The following is a 17369-nucleotide window of genomic DNA, read 5'->3' on the forward strand; positions in this document are numbered from 1 at the left end:
GCAAGCACTGGCCGCACAAAATAGCGCAGCCAGAAATTTAATATGTGTAAACGCACCTTATCCCACGCGGCGGGCTTCGATGGCGAGCCAGATTTTTTCGGCAACATTCGTGCCGTCGAACCGCTCTAGTTCTTGGATACCCGTTGGCGAAGTCACGTTGATTTCAGTCAACCAGTCACCAATCACGTCGATCCCGACGAAAATCTGGCCTTTTTCACGCAGCAACGGCCCAATCTTGGCGCAAATTTCGCGGTCACGATCAGTCAGCGCGACCTTCTCTGGACGACCACCGACGTGCATATTCGATCGCGTCTCACCCGCAGCAGGTACGCGGTTGATTGCGCCGACAGGTTCACCATCCACAAGGATCACACGTTTATCACCCTTGGAAACCGCAGGTAGATATTTCTGCATGATCAATGGCTCGCGGTTAATGCCGCTGAACAATTCGTGTAGCGACGCCAGATTGCTGTCAGCATGGGCAAGCTTAAACACCCCAGCCCCGCCGTTGCCATAAAGCGGCTTAAGAATGACATCGCCGTGCTCTTCACGAAAGCCGCGCAAGGTTTCAAGATCACGGGCGATCATCGTCGGTGGCGTCAAATCAGGGAAGTTCAGCACCAGCAGCTTTTCAGGATAATTCCGCACCCAAAACGGATCGTTCACGACCAGTGTTTTTGGATGGATCATATCCAAAATATGCGTCGTCGTGATGTAGCCCATATCAAATGGCGGGTCTTGGCGCAGCCAAACCACATCGAATTCCGACAGATCAACAGTCTGTTCTTCGCCCAAACTAAAGTGATCACCCGCGACCCGTTGAACGGTCAACGGCCAGCCACGCGCGGTTACACGTCCTTGATCAAATGCGAGCTTATCAGGCGTATAGTAGAACAACGAATGCCCACGCGCCTGCGCTTCTTCGGCGATACGAAACGTGCTGTCCGCGTTGATATCAATGGGGCCGATTGGATCCATCTGGAAAGCAATTTTCAGCGACATGGTGCAACCTCTTTGAATGCTGTGTTGCCCTGATACATGGCGTAGCCACATGTGTTGTGCAATGGCCCCTCAGCTTTCCATGAACGCGTTTTCGATCACTTTGACCGCACCGACACCATCTACCATCGCCAAATCAAAGCGCACATCGGTCAGTTGGCCATGTGGTTCACCAGCCAAAAACTCTGACGCGCTACCGCAAATGCGATCCATCTGGGTGCGGCTTAACCGTGTCGCGGCGCGTGCAAAGCTATGGCTTTTCTTAACTTCGACAAACACGACGGTGTCGCCATCGCGCAGGATCAAATCGATCTCACCGCTTTTGCCGCGCCAACGTTGCGCCGCAACACTGTGCGCGCGGCGTTGATAATCACGCGCGACGATTTCTTCTGCCGCTAGCCCCGCATGATAGCCAGTGCGTCCTGTCATTCATCATCCTTCATGCCCAGCGCGACCTGATAGACCTGCCTGCGCGGCAACCCGAGTGCGCCAGCAACAATCGTCGCCGCGTCTTTGACCCGCATTGTCTGCATCGCATCGCGCAGCGCATCTTCGACATCCATTTCGGCCACGTCAGTCGCGCCTGCACGCCCAACCAGCACGACCAGTTCACCTTTCACAGAGCGCCCATCAAAGGCGTCAGCCAATTCCGCCAACGTACCCCGCGACGTTTCTTCGAACTTCTTTGTCAGTTCCCGGCACACCACGGCCTGTCGGTCCCCACCCAATACATCGCGCAGATTCCCTAACATTTCCCCAACGCGTTTCGGGCTTTCGTAAAACACTAGCGTAAATGGAACATCCCGCAGTCCTGCGATTTCGGTTTCGCGTTGCTGTTTCGCCGCAGGCAAAAAGCCTACAAATGCAAAGCGATCAGTTGGAAGGCCAGACACCGTAAGCGCGGCAAGCACCGCAGAAGCCCCCGGCGCAGATGTCACCATCAAACCTTCGGCAATTGCGGCTTTGCCCAATTCATATCCGGGGTCGGCAACCAAAGGTGTCCCTGCCTCTGACACGTAAGCCACTGACTTTCCTTCTTGAATATCCTGAACCAGCCGTGCGGTCGCCCCGTCACCACTGTGGTCGTGAAAGGCAACAACCTTGCGGCCATTCAATGGCACACCGTGAATTTCCATTAACTTACGGGCTGTCCGCGTATCTTCGGCAGCGATCAAATCAGCCGATGCTAGAATATCGAGCCCGCGCAACGTCATGTCGCGTGCCGACCCGATGGGGGTCGCGACAAAATACAATCCGGCAGAGAGTGGCTTGTTTACAAAATTCATATCTGGACCCGCGTGCCCCCTGCTTTATGATGGCCGAAAATGGCGTCGACACCGTTGTGGCGCATCGCCTGATTTACGAAGGGATACCGCATATGTTTGCCCGATACATTAGTGCTCGTAAGGCCGTGGCACAATTTTTCGCTTTTACCGCTTTGATTTGGCTTGCCGCCTGTGATGTTACACTGGCACCTGACGCCAACGTCGGCCAGTCAATTGACACCAGCGACCCTGTCCCTGTTGCGCTGCTTGTGCCGCGCGGCTCTGGTACGGGTAGCGACGACTTCCTTGCGCAGAACCTTGAAAACGCGGCGCGTCTTGCGATTGCTGACCTCGAAGGTGCAAAAATCGAATTGCGTGTTTATAGCACAGCCGGTGACCCAGCCACAGCGGCATCCGCAGCGGCTACAGCAGTAAATGACGGCGCAAAGATCATTCTTGGGCCACTTTATAGCGAAGCTGCAAACGCGGTCGGCGTTGCCGTAGCAGGCCGCAACGTAAATGTACTGTCGTTTTCCAACACAACCAGCATCGCGGGCGGGAACGTCTTTGTTCTGGGATCAACCTTTGAAAACACTGCCAATCGTTTGGTCCAATACGGTACACGCAACGGCATCAACCGGTACCTCGTCGCTTACGGTGATAATCCTTCAGGCCAAGTCGGCAGCCAAGCGATTGCCAGCGCCGTTCAAAACAACGGCGGTCAAGTTGTCGGCATGGAAAGCTATCCACTGTCACAACAAGGGATATTTACCTCGACGCGTCGAATCGTTGGTAGCGTACGCAGTTCCGGCGCGCAGGCCGTTTTCACCACAGCTGGCGCGGCGGCTGATCTGCCGCTGATCGCGACCGCATTGCCCGATGCAGGCATGAATACGGATACGACAAAAATTGTAGGGCTTACCCGTTGGGATACCGTGCCGCAGCTTCATGCTTTACCCGGCATTCAAGGCGGGCTTTTTGCAATGCCTGATCAGTCAACAGCGGCACTTTTTGCCAACCGGTATGCAGCAACATACGGCGAACAGCCTCATCCGCTTGCTGGCCTAGCGTATGATGGGATCGCCGCAATTGGTGCACTGGTCGCCGCAGGCAACACCGAAGCGCTCACCAAATCCGCGTTGACGTCTCCGCAAGGTTTCCGCGGTACGTCTGGCGTGTTCCGGCTACTGCCAAACGGGTTAAACCAACGCGCCTTGGCCGTAGCAACAATCACAGAAAATCAGGTAGTTATCCTTGAACAAGCCCCTCGTAGCTTCGGTGGCGCAGGTTTCTGACCTCGCTGCAGAATTAGAAGCAAACGCGCCGGACAGTTTCATCTGTCCGGCGTCCGACATTTTTGATCGCCAACGCGTCGCAGCAGATATTGCAGCGGCACTGGATGATTTATCTAACGAGCGTGAGATTCGTGCGGCAACGGTCGCAATCTTGTCGCGCGCACGCGATGCTGGCCGCGCGGTTATTGCATCCGCGTTCAAAGCACAGCCTTTTGCGTCGCGCACAACGACCCGGGCATATAGCTGGCTGACGGATCAAATTGTCGAACTGGTGCTTGATGTTTCAACAACAAGACTGCACCCCCTACCCAACCCGACCCAAGGCGAGAAACTATCGCTTATCGCCGTTGGCGGATATGGGCGCGGCGAAATGGCACCTGAATCTGATGTCGACCTTCTGTTTTTGACGCCTTACAAAATGACCCCTTGGGCCGAAAGCGTGATTGAATCCATGCTTTATATGTTGTGGGATCTTAAGCTTAAGGTTGGTCACGCAAGCCGTACAGTTAAAGACTGCATTCGTCTGGCCCGCGAAGACTACACAATACGAACGTCACTGGTGGAATACCGATATCTTGCTGGCGACGAAAAACTAGCGAAACGGTTGGGCGCGCAACTTTGGTCTGATCTGTTCAAAGGCACCGCTGGAGAATTTATCGAAGCAAAATTGGACGAACGGTCTGAACGTCACCGCAAGCAAGGTGGTCAACGCTATGTGGTCGAACCAAACGTCAAAGAAGGTAAAGGTGGCCTACGCGATCTTCAGTCGTTGTTCTGGATTAGTAAATACGTCAACGGCGTCAAAGACGCCGCAGACCTTGTTGGGCTGGGCGTGTTTTCACCCGAAGAATTCGAAACATTCGTCACCGCCGAAGATTTCCTGTGGGCTGTACGCTGCCATCTGCACCTGATTACAGGCCGTGCAACCGATCAACTTACCTTTGACCTACAAGTCGAAGTCGCCGAGGCTATGGGCTACACCGATCATGGCGGCCGCCGCGCTGTCGAACACTTTATGCAGGCTTACTTTCGTCAGGCAAACAGCGTGGGCGAACTGACCCGTATCTTCTTGACCGCACTCGAAGCCACACACACCAAACCAGAACCGATGCTTGTAAGGTTGCTTGGCCGGCGCAAACGGGCAAAGGCCCCTTACGCGATCAAACAAAACCGCCTGACAGTCGCCGATGAAGACGCATTTTTGGCTGACAACGTGAATATGCTCCGCATTTTTGAAGAAGCGTTGCGCACAGGCACATTGCTGCATCCAGATGCGATGCGTTTGATCGCAGCGAACCTTGACCTGATCGATGAAGACATGCGCCAAAACAAAGAAGCACGGCGTATCTTTATCGACTTGCTTCTCAAACACGGAAACCCGGAACGCGGCCTGCGGCGCATGAATGAACTGGGTGTTCTTGACGCATTCATTCCAGAATTTGCGCCCATCGTCGCAATGATGCAGTTCAATATGTATCATCACTATACTGTCGACGAACACACCATTCAGTGCATCAGCAACCTTGCCCAGATCGAACGTAAAGAGCTGATCGAAGAATTGCCTGTCGCGTCAGGCATTTTAGAACGCGGGGTGAACCGCAAGGTTCTATATGTTGCGCTACTGTTGCACGACATTGGCAAGGGCCGGGACGAAGATCACTCAATTTTAGGCGCGCAAATCGCCCGTAAGGTCGCGCCACGGCTTGGCCTGAGTAAAAAAGACTGCGACACTGTCGAGTGGCTGATCCGATACCACCTGCTGATGTCCGATGTGGCGCAAAAACGCGATATTTCCGAACCACGCACCGTGCGTGGTTTTGCCAAGGCTGTGAAATCAGTTGAACGGCTGGACCTTCTGACAGTCTTAACTGTGTGTGACATTCGCGGTGTGGGTCCCGATACGTGGAATAACTGGAAGGCAGTGCTACTGCGCAATCTCTACACCGCGACCAAAGATGCACTTCAAAACGGCCTAGAGGATCTGAACCGCGAAACCCGTGAAAACGAAGCAAAACGCGTACTGCGCGCCACGCTTACGGACTGGAACGCAAAAGCGCTTAAGGCCGAAGCGGGCCGCCACTATGGCCCATACTGGCAAGGTCTACCGCTCGCGGCTCATGTCATATTTGCAAACCTGTTACATGACATCTCTGACGATGAAATCCGGATCGACCTGATGCTCGACGAAGACCGCGACGCGACCCGCGCGTGCTTTGCGATGGTCGACCACCCCGGCTTGTTCAGTCGCATGACTGGCGCTCTTGCGCTTGTCGGTGCGAATATCGTCGACGCAAGCAGCTATACGTCAAAGGACGGGTACGCGACCGCTGTGTTTTGGATTCAAGACAATGACGGCCATCCCTACAAAGAATCCCGTCTGTCGCGCCTGCGTCAAATGATTGTTAAAACGCTCAAAGGCGAAGTCGTCGCCCGCGACGCGCTCGTCAGTAAAGACAAGATCAAGAAACGTGAACGCGCGTTCAGAGTCCCGACGAATATCACATTCGACAATGAGGGGTCCGAAATCTACACGATCATCGAGGTTGAATCGCGCGACCGTCCGGGGCTTCTTTTTGATCTAACACGGACGCTAGCGAATAATCATGTCTACATCGCATCAGCAGTCATCGCGACATATGGTGAACAGGTCGTTGATACGTTCTATGTCAAGGATATGGTTGGGCTAAAGTATTACGCAGATTCCAAACGTGCCGCGCTTGAACGCAAGCTGCGCGAAGCGATCGCGCAAGGTTCAGAACGCGCACGCACCTGATATCCTGCACATCTCTTGCACAATCGCATTCTTGCTGCGCCCTAGTCGCTTCCATAGGGTGCCCTAGAACGGCTCTATGATCGAGGTCACGACCCCATGAAACCAATCCGTCTGATGTCGGGCTTTTTCACCGTTGGCCTATGGACTTTGGCTAGTCGCCTACTTGGATTTGTGCGCGATATCATGATTGCGGCCTACCTTGGCACCGGCCCGGTAGCCGAGGCGTTCTTGGTCGCGTTTTCACTGCCCAACCTTTTCCGCCGCTTCTTTGCCGAAGGCGCATTCAACATGGCCTTTGTGCCTATGTTTTCCAAAAAATTAGAAGGTGGCGAAGACGCCAAAGAATTTGCCCAAGACGCGTTTGTCGGCCTTGCAGGTGTGCTGGTCGTTTTCACAGTCGTCGCAATTGTTCTGATGCCAGCTTTGGTGACTATGATGGCCAGCGGTTTTATTGGATCAGAACGGTTTGATCTGGCTGTTTATTACGGGCGTATCGCGTTTCCGTATATCCTGTTTATATCGCTGTCAGCGCTGTTATCTGGCGTACTTAACGCGACGGGTCGTTTTACGGCCGCAGCTGCGGCGCCCCTTTTACTCAATATTGTTTTTATCAGCGCACTTGTTTTGACTGGCCTAACCTGTGGCTGCACAGGTGTAGACAATCAAACCCTCATGGGCGAAGCACTTGCCTATGCCGTACCTGTCGCCGGTATTGCCCAGGTTACGCTTGTTTGGTTTGCCGCAAAGCGCGCAGGGTTTCCAATGCGATTGCAGCGGCCAAAAATGACCCCCGAACTCAAGCGCCTCGCAATTATCGCCGCCCCTGCTGCATTGGCTGGTGGCGTCGTACAGATCAACCTTTTGGTTGGGCGTCAGGTCGCCAGCTTCTTTGACGGCGCGGTTGCTTGGCTGAACTATGCCGACCGCCTGTACCAATTGCCGCTCGGTGTCGTTGGTATTGCAATCGGTGTTGTATTGCTGCCCGATCTATCGCGCCGCTTGCGTGCGGGCGATCATGAAGGCGGGCAAAATGCCTTTAACCGCGCCAGTGAAATCAGCCTTGCGCTGACCGTACCTGCTGCGGTCGCGCTCATGGTGATCTCACTCCCGCTTGTCAGTGTCTTGTACGAACGTGGTGTCTTTGACAGCGACGACACTGCTGCGACTGCAATTGCCGTGGCGATCTATGGCCTCGGACTACCTGCCTTTGTCATGCAAAAGACGCTCCAGCCGCTTTATTTCGCACGCGAAGATACTAAACGCCCGTTTTATTACGCCCTGATCGCGCTTGCCCTTAACGCCGCACTTGCGATCGGTCTATCGCCATTTATCGGTTATATTGCTGCAGCGGTCGGCACGTCGCTCACAGGTTGGGCCACCGTTCTGCTTTTGCTGAATGGCACGCGTCATATGGATGGCGCATCAAAATTTGATGCACGGTTCAAACAGCGGCTTCCTCGGATCGTTCTGGCATCTGCTGGAATGGGGGTGATTTTGTGGGTGACGGCTGCGGTGCTATCGCCATTCTTCGGCATCGCGACGCTGCGCTACCTTGCGCTGCTGGTGTTGGTCCTGACCGGGATCGTCAGCTATTTTGGGATCGGGCATTTGATTGGTGCGTTCAAACTCGCCGAATTCAAACGCAACCTGCGCCGCTAAGACCGCTGCCGCATCCGGCCCAAAAAGGCGGTCCAACCGCCGGGTGCGAGCAATAGCGACAACGCAAAGCCAACAACAAATCCGGTCAATTCCGCGACCCAGCCATAGCCGGTTTCAAAGAACAGCCCGAACAGCAACTGCAGGCCAAGCAACACAGCGATCAAGCGAAACGCCTGTAGCTGGTTCTGCCCCATCGCGCCAAGGTTCAGCCAAAGCGCATAGGTGTATGCCCCGATCAATCCATAAACCGACGGGAACCCACCGATCAGTGGGTAATTGTTAGGCGCCAACAAGCCAAAGGCCAAAGCGCCGATGATCGCCGTTACGGCGTAAAGAACGAAGATTTTGATGCCGCCATAAAACTCTGCTGTGAATTTGCCCAAGGCAAGGGTCAATGCTGCACAAAACGCCGCTTGGGTCAGGTTCGCGTTGATGAACGGATAGGTCACCAATCGGCGCATCATTTCGAAGGAATAGTCCCCGTGCACCAACATCCGGTCCAGCACAGCGCCAGAAAAACCGTAGTCTTGGATCGCCGCGACACGCCAGCCGACGCCCCGCGCGCCCCCGACAATACCTAGATCAGCAAGCTGCATGGTACATTCAACGGCGACGATAACCAGTGTCAGCACAATAATAATTGGCGGAATAGCGTTGATTGGGCTTTCAGGTTTCATCATGATGCCTTGGGCTGTTGAAATTGACGGGTCCGTCTGGCATGGGTATGCGACCCCTGCCCCGAAATCCAGCCCGGACATTTTATAATGACAGATACGACATTCACGCCCCGCGTTTTCTCTGGGATTAAGCCCTCTGGCGGGCTGACGCTGGGCAACTACCTTGGTGCGATCAAACGGTTTGTTGGCATGCAAGGCCAGATGGAAACCATCTATTGCGTCGTCGACATGCACGCGATCACGGTCTGGCAGGACCCAAAAGAGCTGGCCAATATGACCCGCGAAGTTGCCGCTGGCTATCTGGCCGCTGGCCTTGATCCGTCGCAATCGATCCTTTTCAACCAAAGCCAAGTTGCCGCGCATGCGGAACTCGGCTGGGTCTTTAACTGTGTGGCGCGTGTCGGCTGGATGAACCGCATGACCCAGTTCAAGGACAAAGCAGGCAGCAACGCTGAAAAAGTATCGCTGGGCCTATACGCCTACCCTTCCCTGATGGCTGCAGACATTTTGCTGTATCACGCGACCCATGTTCCGGTGGGCGAAGACCAAAAGCAGCACGTCGAACTGACCCGTGACATCGCCGCCAAATTTAACCACGACTACAAAACTGATTTCTTCCCGATGACCACCCCAGTCATCGAAGGACCAGCCATGCGCATCATGAACCTACGCGACGGCACTAAGAAGATGTCAAAGTCAGGTGAAAGCGACATGGAACGCATCAACATGACCGATGATGCTGACAAGATCGCCAAGAAGTTCAAGAAAGCAAAGACCGACCCAGAGCCACTGCCCGAAACAGTCGAAGGGTTGGCTGACCGCCCAGAGGCCCGCAACCTTGTCGAAATCTATGCCGCATTGGACGATACAACACCCGAGGCCGTGATCGCACAGTACCCGGGTGCTGGATGGGGAACATTCAAACCCGCACTTGCCGATCTTGCCGTCGCTAAGCTGGCACCCATTTCCGAAGAAATGGCACGGCTGATGGACGACCCCGCCGAGATCGACCGTATCTTGGCAGCAGGGTCTGACAAAGCGCGCGCAATTGCTGAACCAATCCTCAAGAAGACATACGACATCGTTGGATTGCTGCGTTCCTCATAATAGATCCACAGGAACCGAAAATTTGGCGCGTAAATTACAGCTTTGAGAAAAGGCAATTTTATGACAACGAACCGTCCCCGACTACTCAGAAACTACTTCGATCAAGAAGTTGCATCCTATGAACTTTTGCAGAAATCTCGACCAAATGCGTCATACCTTTCAGAAAAAATACGTAAGTGGTTTGGTCGCACCGAAAAATCCTGGAAGTCACTAGATAGTAAATCGGTCGCTATCCCGACTGATTTTCTAAAGCCCTACCCATTTCCGAAAGAAGAGTTTTTACCCGACAACTTTGACGCTATCGTCAATACGTCGCGGCGCATATTCGGAATGGTACAATCCAAATATCAACTCCGTGCCCACAACGTGCTGCGCGAGTTTGATCGGTGTGTGACGCTATTTCCCGAAGTCTTGGATAGCGCCAAATCCTACGATATATTGGAACTATCTTCTGGTGGATGCGGCGGTGCAGAAGTAGCACAGCATTTTGGGAATACCTATCAGGCAACTGACTTCCTTGATGGGCGCGGCTCGGTCTATGCGCCTATCCATAATGCACTCAACCTGCCAGTCATCGGGTTTGATGGATCGAAAACTCCGTACGCTTTCGACGACAATTCTTATGATATCGTCGCCTGTTTCCAGGCAATCGACGCGTACGGCGACGAAGATAATTACGAAACTTTCATAGACGAAATGCTACGCATTGCCCGAAAGAAAGTTGTACTTGTCTTTAATCCGGGCGTTCGCGCGAAACGAGAGAAGATTGATAACGGTTTTGAACTGTTAATCCGAGACCCATTAATCAAACGGTACAATGGTCTCAACTTTCTGAAATGCCCATCAACCGGGATGCCCGCGGTTACAATCTGTCCCGAAGATCAGGTTTAACAAATCCCCGCGTTCGCCAACGCGTGTTCTAATGCCCGCCGGACCGTCAAGACCGTCACAAAACTGAATCGCGCCGCCCCGACCATGGGGTGGCGTAGTATCGATTCGCTCTGCACGCCCCGCCCGGGCGTCGTTGTCCCGCCCAAGTAGGACGCCCCGGTATACGAGGCGTTCGGTGTCCCCCGGCATCGAACGCCAACGTATAGACTGTGTTTCAATTTCATTGCCAGCACACGAACTATGCTCCAATATCGGCTTGAACGGGAGAATGCTAACGATGCGCAAGTTTTTGGTCGTACTGGACGATAGCCGAGAATGCCTGAATGCAATGCGCTTTGCAGCGATGCGCGCGGCTAAAACTGGGGGCGGTGTTGCGATTTTATCTGTTATCCCGCCAGATGAATTTAACCACTGGATTGGCGTGGGTGAAATTATGCGCGCAGAGGCACGGGAACGGATCGAAGTCCATTTCGAAGTCTTTGCAAAATGGATGCGTGACCGTCAAAATGTGCACCCTGAATTGGTTATTCGCGAAGGCGAACCAATGCACGAAATCATCAACCACGTAAGTGAAGACCCCGAAATTGGGGTTCTTGTTCTTGGCGCGGGCACTGACAACAAAGGCCCCGGCCCGTTAGTTACCCAGCTATCGCGTCAATCCGGTAGCCTGCCAATTCCAATAACCATTGTGCCCGGTGACCTGTCAAAAGAGCGGCTCGAAGCGATTACCTAGTTTAGAATCGTTCCAAACCTTGACATAGACCTATCCAAGGCGCATATCAAAACCCTGACAAAAAAGGTTTGCACCATGTTTATTCAGACGGAATCAACGCCGAACCCGGCAACGCTCAAATTCCTACCCGGCCAGAACGTGCTCGAGGTGGGTACTGCCGATTTCCCAACCCTAGAGGCGGCCGAGAATTCACCGCTTGCGAAACGCATCTTTGCGGCTGGAAAAGTGACAGGTGTGTTCTTTGGCAATGACTTTGTCACTGTAACCAAGGCCGACGATGTCGAATGGGACCACATCAAGCCCGGCATTCTGGGCGCGATCATGGAGCATTACCAATCGGGCCAGCCAGTCATGGCAGACGACCATGCCCCCGCAAGCGGCCATGCCGACCATAGCGGCGAAGACGGCGAGATCGTCAACCAGATCAAAGAACTACTAGACACACGGGTCCGCCCTGCCGTTGCCCAAGATGGCGGAGATATCACGTTCCACGGGTTCGAGCGCGGCATTGTTTATCTGCACATGCAAGGTGCCTGCGCAGGTTGCCCATCATCCACCCTGACGCTGAAAATGGGTATCGAAAACCTGCTACGCCACTACATCCCCGAGGTGGTCGAGGTGCGGCCCGTTGCAGCCTAACGTCAAAGTCATCGCATTTGATACATCGGCGGCGCATTGCGCCGCCGCTTTGTTGTTGGGCGACCGAATTATCACCCGCATTGATGAAATGTCCAAAGGCCAAGCCGAACACCTGATGCCCATGCTTGAAGAAATGCTGGCAGCCGAAGGGATCTCTTGGCGCGATCTTGATGCTATCGGCGTCGGCACAGGGCCGGGCAATTTTACTGGCATTCGCATCGCAGTGTCCGCCGCACGCGGCCTAGCCTTGGGCTTAGGCAAACCTGCGATTGGCGTGAACGGTTTTGACGCGCGGATATACGGAGAAATACTCCCAATCACCGCAATTATCCCTGCGCCACGCGGGCAGTGCTATGTTCAAGAATTCAATGAGTCTGGCACTTCATCGCAGCCCAAACTGATCGCCGATCAAGAAACGGTTTCGGCAGATTGGCCAAATGCGACAACACTGGAAAAGACGGCCGAACAATTAATCAGCGCAACAGCGTCGATCACAGCAAAACGGATCGGCGCAGATGCGCACCGCCCCACCCCGCTTTACGTTCGTGCGGCGGACGCCGCCCCTCCTCGTGACCAAGCACCGGCGATATTGTTGTGACGCCTGAAACCCTTGCTGAAATTCATGCCGCCGCATTTCCAAACGCGCGGTCATGGTCGGCAAAAGAATTTTCTGCACTGATGGACCAAACAGGATCGATTCTATCAGGGGACGACCGCTGCTTTGCTTTGCTGCGTGTTACCCTCGATGAAGCTGAAGTTTTGACCCTTGCTACCGCATCAGAGCATCGCAGAAAGGGCTTAGCCAGCGTTGCGCTAGCCCAAGCCGAAGCATTTGCCCAAAAATCAGGCGCCGCCAGCGTTTTTCTTGAAGTCGCCGAAGATAACGAAGCCGCAAAAGCCTTATATGCAAAAGCAGGTTACACCCAAGTGGGTCGCCGTCCCGGTTATTATCTGCCCAAAGATGGGGCAGCCGTTGCGGCACTGGTTTTAAGGAAGCAACTTCAGGTCGTATAACCCAACGTAACCCTTTAATATAAAGCCCCAAACAACGACGAACCCCATGGGTTAAACGAAAAAGCAGTTGATCTTCCGCGTCAGTCAGGGCCTTATCGGCTGATGGACCGACGCAAAGATCGGCTCGGCTTTTGACAGAGGCGGCGAATTGCGCCGAACAAACCTCGTATAACGACTTGGGAGACCCAAATGACTCTTGCACAAAAATTTCTAGGCGCCTCTGCCGCGCTTGCACTGACAGCTGGCGCAGCGGCCGCTGACCCCGCCATCCTTTTCGACCTTGGCGGCAAATTCGACAAATCCTTCAACGAAAGCGCCTATAACGGTGCAGAGCGTTGGGCGGCCGAAACTGGCGGTTCTTATGCTGAAGTTGAAATTCAATCTGACGCACAGCGCGAACAAGCGATCCGTCGCTTTGCCGAATCTGGCGCAAACCCAATCGTCATGGCTGGCTTCTCTTGGGGTACACCATTGGCAGAGGTTGCTGCTGATTACCCAGACACCAAGTTCGCAATCATCGACATGGTCGTTGACGCGCCAAACGTGCGTTCCGTTGTCTTTAACGAACACGAAGGGTCTTACCTTGTCGGTATGATGGCTGCGCTGACATCTGAAACAGGCACTGTTTCATTCATCGGCGGCATGGACATCCCACTTATCCGTAAATTCGCGTGTGGTTACGCACAGGGCGCCAAAGCGGCAAACCCAGATGTGACAGTGATCTCTAACATGACAGGTACAACACCTGCGGCTTGGAACGACCCGGTTAAGGGTTCCGAACTGACACTTGCACAGATCAGCCAAGGTTCTGACGTTGTATTTGCTGCCGCAGGCGGCACAGGCGTTGGCGTCCTTCAGACTGCTGCAGACGAAGGCATCCTGTCGATCGGAGTTGATGCGAACCAGAACCACCTGCACCCAGGCAAAGTTCTGACATCCATGATGAAGCGCGTTGACTCCGCTGTTTACGACGCAATGTCTGATGGCGCTGACATGGAAACTGGCTTTAACGTCATGAGCGTCGCAAACCACGGTGTTGGCTTTGCAATGGACGCAAACAACGAAGGTATCGTTGGCTATGACGTTCTGGCTGCAACATACGCTGCCGCAGCTCAGATCGAAGCTGGCGAACTGGCTGTTCACGACTACTCTAGCGATGAAACATGCCCTGCGCTTGATTTCTAAGCTGTTCTTATAAAAAGAGCGACCAACGCCGCGCGAAGAAATTTGCGCGGCATTCCCATTTAACAAGAGGTAGAACCAATGGCAGATGCGACAGACAAGTTCTTCGCTGCATGGTCTATGCAAGATCCTAATGCGCAAGCGGACGTGATTGCGCAGTGCTTTGTTGAAAATGGCACCTACTCTGATCCGCGATCAGGTGAACGCCTGCTGGGTGCGACTGCCATTGCGAATTATGTTGCGATGTTCGGCGCAAATGCTCCCGGTTGGGGCGCTAAAGTGACCAAAAGCGACAACATTAACAACTATACCCGCGCCATTGTTCAATTCAGCGGCAAAGGCCCGGACGGACAAGAGATGGCGCAACACGGAACCTATTTCGTGGATACCAATGATGACGGCCAGATCATTGCGATCGCCGGATTCGTCGGCGAAACGCCTGCAGATTAAGACACCTAAGAACGACCTTTGGTTGGCCAGAAATAGGCCAACTTCGAAATTAAAGGCCCCAGTATGACCCAAGCCCCCGCAATCGAACTCAAAGGCATTTCCAAGGCCTTTGGACCCGTGCAAGCCAACAAAGACATCTCAATCCGCGTGATGCCCGGCACAATTCACGGGATCATTGGTGAAAACGGTGCGGGTAAATCGACCCTGATGTCGATCCTCTACGGCTTTTACAAAGCCGACGCAGGCGAGATTTTCATCGCGGGCGAAAAGAAAAACATTACCGACAGCCAAACCGCCATCGCGGCAGGTATCGGTATGGTGTTCCAGCACTTTAAACTGGTCGAAAACTTCACGGTGCTTGAGAATGTGGTGCTAGGGGCCGAGGATTCCGGCCTGCTGAAACCGTCGCTTGCCCGTGCCCGCCGCGAATTGAAAAACCTTGCTGAAGAATACGAACTGAACGTTGATCCCGATGCGGTCATCCAAGACGTTGGTGTTGGGATGCAGCAGCGTGTTGAAATCCTGAAAGCACTGTATCGCAAGGCCGATATCCTTATCCTCGACGAACCAACAGGCGTCCTGACCCCCGCCGAGGCCGACCATCTTTTCCGCATTCTGGAAAACCTGCGTCGCGAAGGCAAAACGATCATCCTGATTACGCATAAACTGCGCGAGATCATGGAAATCACCGACACCGTCAGCGTCATGCGCCGTGGTGAAATGACAGCCACCGTCAAAACATCCGAGACAAACCCGCCTCATCTGGCCGAGCTAATGGTCGGTCGCAAAGTACTTTTGCGCGTTGACAAGGCCCCTGCCCAGATTGGTCGTAAGATCCTTGAAGTCAAAGACCTGAACGTCACCGATGCAAAGGGCGTTCATCGCCTCAAAGGTGTCAGCTTTGATGTGCATGCGGGCGAAATCCTTGGGATCGCTGGCGTCGCCGGCAACGGCCAATCCGAATTGCTCGAGGTTCTAGGTGGCTATGAAAAAGCCACTGGCAGCATCAAGATGAACGGCGAAGAGATCGACCTGACCGGTGCGAAATCTGACGGCCAAAGCCGCCGCGCGCGTGGCATCGCCCACGTTCCCGAAGATCGCCAGCGCGAAGGTCTGATCATGGATTTCCACGCGTGGGAAAACACCGGATTTGGCTACCACCGCGACGCCCGCTATCGAAAGAACGCGCTGTTCATGGATAACGCCGCGCTTAAGAAAGATACCGAAGAAAAAATGGCCCGTTTCGACGTGCGCCCACCCGATCCAACGCTTGCCGCGAAAAGCTTTTCCGGGGGTAACCAACAGAAAATCGTTCTCGCCCGCGAGATTGAACGCAACCCCGATTTGCTGCTCATCGGCCAGCCAACACGCGGCGTGGACATCGGAGCGATCGAATTCATCCACCAGCAGATTGTTGCACTAAGGGATCAGGGCAAGGCAATTTTGCTGGTTTCAGTAGAGTTAGAAGAGATTTTGTCGCTCTCTGACCGGATCGCTGTTATGTTTGACGGAAAAATAATGGGCGAGCGGATGCCTCAAAATACAGACGAAAAAGAACTCGGGCTTCTCATGGCCGGGATGAGCGGAGGCGATTCCTGATGGACGTGATGCCAAAATGGGCTGACGTGATCCTGATTCCTGTGATCTCGATCATTCTTGCTGCAATTCTATCTGCACTGGTGATCCTCGCGATTGGTGAAAACCCTTGGGAGGCGCTTAAGCTGATGGTCAGTGGTGCGCTTGGCTCCACCTATGGTTGGGGTTATACGATCTACTACGCTACCAACTTTATCTTCACCGGCCTTGCTGTTGCGATTGCTGCACAGGCAAAGATGTTCAACATCGGCGGCGAAGGTCAGGCTTTGCTTGGCGGTTTGGGCGTTGCGATTGTATGTTTATACATCCCATGGCCGCACTGGACGCTTGCATTGCTTGGCGCGGCGGCTGCGGCGGCCCTATTTGGGGCTGCATGGGCTGCAATTCCTGCGTTCTTGCAAGCCAAACGCGGCAGCCACATCGTGATCACAACAATCATGTTCAACTTCATCGCCGCTGCACTGCTGAACTTCTTGCTGATCGGCGCGCTTAAGGCACCGGGCATGGAACCTGCGACGGCCAAGTTTCCGGAACCCGCGCATCTACCATCCTTCCAAGACATGTTTAACTTTGGCGACACCACGTTTTTCCGTGGCGCACCTGCCAACGTGTCATTCTTCGTGGCATTGGCCGCGTGTTTGTTCGTTTGGGCACTGGTCTGGCGTACGCGTCTTGGTTACGAAATTCGTTCCTTCGGGGAATCTGAATCTGCCGCGAAATACGCAGGCATCAGCCCCACAAAAATCATCATGGTCACCATGCTTATTTCCGGCGCGCTTGCCGGTATGATGGCCATCAACAACGTACAGGGCGAGGCCGAACGGCTGGTCCTGAACGCAGCAGAGGGCGCTGGCTTTATTGGCATCGCCGTCGCGCTCATGGGTCGCAACCACCCCTTTGGGGTTCTTTTGGCGGCCCTTCTTTTCGGCTTTCTATATCAAGGCGGCGCAGAACTCGCCCTATGGACGTCGATCCCCCGTGAGTTGATCATCGTAATACAGGCATTGGTGATCCTCTTTACGGGTGCACTAGACAATATGGTGCGCATGCCGCTCGAGCGGCTATTCATGAGCATGAGGAGAGCATAAA

The 17369-nt window shown here is 54.0% G+C and carries 17 protein-coding genes; 13 read left to right on the forward strand and 4 right to left on the reverse strand.

What is annotated here, in order from left to right; translation table 11 throughout:
• Positions 1-57: 57 nt before the first annotated feature.
• The 3 genes from gshB to rsmI all read right to left on the reverse strand — a co-directional run bounded on the left by gshB (position 58) and on the right by rsmI (position 2285).
• Positions 58-1002: a glutathione synthase gene (gene gshB / locus CYQ09_RS09745; RefSeq protein ID WP_106745185.1), complete on the reverse strand. Its 945-nt coding sequence runs from the start codon at positions 1000-1002 to the stop codon at positions 58-60.
• Positions 1003-1071: 69 nt separating this feature from the next.
• A complete protein-coding gene (locus CYQ09_RS09750) occupies positions 1072-1428 on the reverse strand; it encodes a YraN family protein (protein ID WP_106745186.1) in 357 nt (118 codons plus the stop codon).
• Positions 1425-2285, reverse strand: a complete 861-nt coding sequence (gene rsmI / locus CYQ09_RS09755; protein WP_106745187.1) for a 16S rRNA (cytidine(1402)-2'-O)-methyltransferase — start codon at positions 2283-2285, stop codon at positions 1425-1427. The genes CYQ09_RS09750 and rsmI overlap by 4 nt, the downstream gene beginning before the upstream one ends.
• 92 nt (positions 2286-2377) lie before the next feature.
• Between rsmI and CYQ09_RS09760 the strand changes: the two genes are divergently transcribed.
• The 3 genes from CYQ09_RS09760 to murJ all read left to right on the forward strand — a co-directional run bounded on the left by CYQ09_RS09760 (position 2378) and on the right by murJ (position 7991).
• Positions 2378-3559: a penicillin-binding protein activator gene (locus tag CYQ09_RS09760; protein ID WP_106745486.1), complete on the forward strand. Its 1182-nt coding sequence runs from the start codon at positions 2378-2380 to the stop codon at positions 3557-3559.
• Positions 3543-6332: a [protein-PII] uridylyltransferase gene (locus CYQ09_RS09765; RefSeq protein WP_106745188.1), complete on the forward strand. Its 2790-nt coding sequence runs from the start codon at positions 3543-3545 to the stop codon at positions 6330-6332. The genes CYQ09_RS09760 and CYQ09_RS09765 overlap by 17 nt, the downstream gene beginning before the upstream one ends.
• Positions 6333-6428: 96 nt before the next feature.
• Positions 6429-7991, forward strand: coding sequence for a murein biosynthesis integral membrane protein MurJ (gene murJ / locus CYQ09_RS09770; RefSeq protein WP_106745189.1), 1563 nt, complete (start codon positions 6429-6431; stop codon positions 7989-7991).
• Here the strand turns inward: murJ and CYQ09_RS09775 are convergent.
• A complete protein-coding gene (locus CYQ09_RS09775) occupies positions 7988-8668 on the reverse strand; it encodes a rhomboid family intramembrane serine protease (RefSeq protein WP_239495901.1) in 681 nt (226 codons plus the stop codon). The genes murJ and CYQ09_RS09775 overlap by 4 nt on opposite strands.
• Positions 8669-8755: 87 nt before the next feature.
• On the opposite strand from CYQ09_RS09775, the gene trpS reads away from it, so the two are divergent.
• The 10 genes from trpS (at position 8756) to CYQ09_RS09825 (ending at position 17368) form a co-directional block, all read left to right on the forward strand.
• Entirely contained in the window at positions 8756-9775 is a 1020-nt protein-coding gene (gene trpS / locus CYQ09_RS09780; RefSeq protein WP_106745191.1) for a tryptophan--tRNA ligase, read from the forward strand.
• Between the two features lie 60 nt (positions 9776-9835).
• Positions 9836-10666 carry a class I SAM-dependent methyltransferase gene (locus CYQ09_RS09785; protein ID WP_106745192.1) on the forward strand — a complete coding sequence of 277 codons (831 nt, stop codon included), beginning with the start codon at positions 9836-9838 and terminating at the stop codon, positions 10664-10666.
• A gap of 277 nt (positions 10667-10943) precedes the next feature.
• The gene (locus CYQ09_RS09790) at positions 10944-11399 is read left to right on the forward strand and encodes a universal stress protein (protein ID WP_106355325.1); all 456 of its coding nucleotides are present in this window, start codon (positions 10944-10946) and stop codon (positions 11397-11399) included.
• A 75-nt stretch (positions 11400-11474) separates the two neighbouring features.
• Positions 11475-12038 (forward strand): NifU family protein, encoded by a 564-nt coding sequence (locus CYQ09_RS09795; RefSeq protein ID WP_106745193.1) that lies wholly within the window; start codon positions 11475-11477, stop codon positions 12036-12038.
• Positions 12028-12636: a tRNA (adenosine(37)-N6)-threonylcarbamoyltransferase complex dimerization subunit type 1 TsaB gene (gene tsaB, locus CYQ09_RS09800; RefSeq protein WP_106745194.1), complete on the forward strand. Its 609-nt coding sequence runs from the start codon at positions 12028-12030 to the stop codon at positions 12634-12636. The genes CYQ09_RS09795 and tsaB overlap by 11 nt, the downstream gene beginning before the upstream one ends.
• Complete coding sequence (locus CYQ09_RS09805; RefSeq protein ID WP_106745195.1) at positions 12633-13052, forward strand: GNAT family N-acetyltransferase; 420 nt, start codon at positions 12633-12635, stop codon at positions 13050-13052. The genes tsaB and CYQ09_RS09805 overlap by 4 nt, the downstream gene beginning before the upstream one ends.
• A gap of 189 nt (positions 13053-13241) precedes the next feature.
• Positions 13242-14237 (forward strand): BMP family lipoprotein, encoded by a 996-nt coding sequence (locus CYQ09_RS09810; RefSeq protein WP_106745196.1) that lies wholly within the window; start codon positions 13242-13244, stop codon positions 14235-14237.
• 78 nt (positions 14238-14315) lie between these two features.
• Positions 14316-14684: a nuclear transport factor 2 family protein gene (locus CYQ09_RS09815; RefSeq protein WP_106745197.1), complete on the forward strand. Its 369-nt coding sequence runs from the start codon at positions 14316-14318 to the stop codon at positions 14682-14684.
• A gap of 63 nt (positions 14685-14747) precedes the next feature.
• Complete coding sequence (locus tag CYQ09_RS09820) at positions 14748-16283, forward strand: ABC transporter ATP-binding protein (RefSeq protein ID WP_106745198.1); 1536 nt, start codon at positions 14748-14750, stop codon at positions 16281-16283.
• The gene (locus tag CYQ09_RS09825) at positions 16283-17368 is read left to right on the forward strand and encodes an ABC transporter permease (RefSeq protein ID WP_106745199.1); all 1086 of its coding nucleotides are present in this window, start codon (positions 16283-16285) and stop codon (positions 17366-17368) included. The genes CYQ09_RS09820 and CYQ09_RS09825 overlap by 1 nt, the downstream gene beginning before the upstream one ends.
• Position 17369 lies beyond the last annotated feature (1 nt).

This window comes from Yoonia maritima (assembly GCF_002933395.1).
GTDB lineage: Bacteria > Pseudomonadota > Alphaproteobacteria > Rhodobacterales > Rhodobacteraceae > Yoonia > Yoonia maritima_A.

What these genes read in the sequence shown, in the direction of transcription:
- CYQ09_RS09775 (WP_239495901.1), bottom strand. Translation starts at nt 8,668, where the DNA reads ATGAAACCTGAAAGCCCAATCAACGCTATTCCGCCAATTATTATTGTG.
- rsmI (WP_106745187.1), bottom strand. Translation starts at nt 2,285, where the DNA reads ATGAATTTTGTAAACAAGCCACTCTCTGCCGGATTGTATTTTGTCGCG.
- CYQ09_RS09825 (WP_106745199.1), top strand. Translation starts at nt 16,283, where the DNA reads ATGGACGTGATGCCAAAATGGGCTGACGTGATCCTGATTCCTGTGATC.
- gshB (WP_106745185.1), bottom strand. Translation starts at nt 1,002, where the DNA reads ATGTCGCTGAAAATTGCTTTCCAGATGGATCCAATCGGCCCCATTGAT.
- CYQ09_RS09815 (WP_106745197.1), top strand. Translation starts at nt 14,316, where the DNA reads ATGGCAGATGCGACAGACAAGTTCTTCGCTGCATGGTCTATGCAAGAT.
- CYQ09_RS09785 (WP_106745192.1), top strand. Translation starts at nt 9,836, where the DNA reads ATGACAACGAACCGTCCCCGACTACTCAGAAACTACTTCGATCAAGAA.
- CYQ09_RS09820 (WP_106745198.1), top strand. Translation starts at nt 14,748, where the DNA reads ATGACCCAAGCCCCCGCAATCGAACTCAAAGGCATTTCCAAGGCCTTT.
- CYQ09_RS09760 (WP_106745486.1), top strand. Translation starts at nt 2,378, where the DNA reads ATGTTTGCCCGATACATTAGTGCTCGTAAGGCCGTGGCACAATTTTTC.
- trpS (WP_106745191.1), top strand. Translation starts at nt 8,756, where the DNA reads ATGACAGATACGACATTCACGCCCCGCGTTTTCTCTGGGATTAAGCCC.
- CYQ09_RS09790 (WP_106355325.1), top strand. Translation starts at nt 10,944, where the DNA reads ATGCGCAAGTTTTTGGTCGTACTGGACGATAGCCGAGAATGCCTGAAT.
- CYQ09_RS09795 (WP_106745193.1), top strand. Translation starts at nt 11,475, where the DNA reads ATGTTTATTCAGACGGAATCAACGCCGAACCCGGCAACGCTCAAATTC.
- CYQ09_RS09750 (WP_106745186.1), bottom strand. Translation starts at nt 1,428, where the DNA reads ATGACAGGACGCACTGGCTATCATGCGGGGCTAGCGGCAGAAGAAATC.
- murJ (WP_106745189.1), top strand. Translation starts at nt 6,429, where the DNA reads ATGAAACCAATCCGTCTGATGTCGGGCTTTTTCACCGTTGGCCTATGG.
- CYQ09_RS09810 (WP_106745196.1), top strand. Translation starts at nt 13,242, where the DNA reads ATGACTCTTGCACAAAAATTTCTAGGCGCCTCTGCCGCGCTTGCACTG.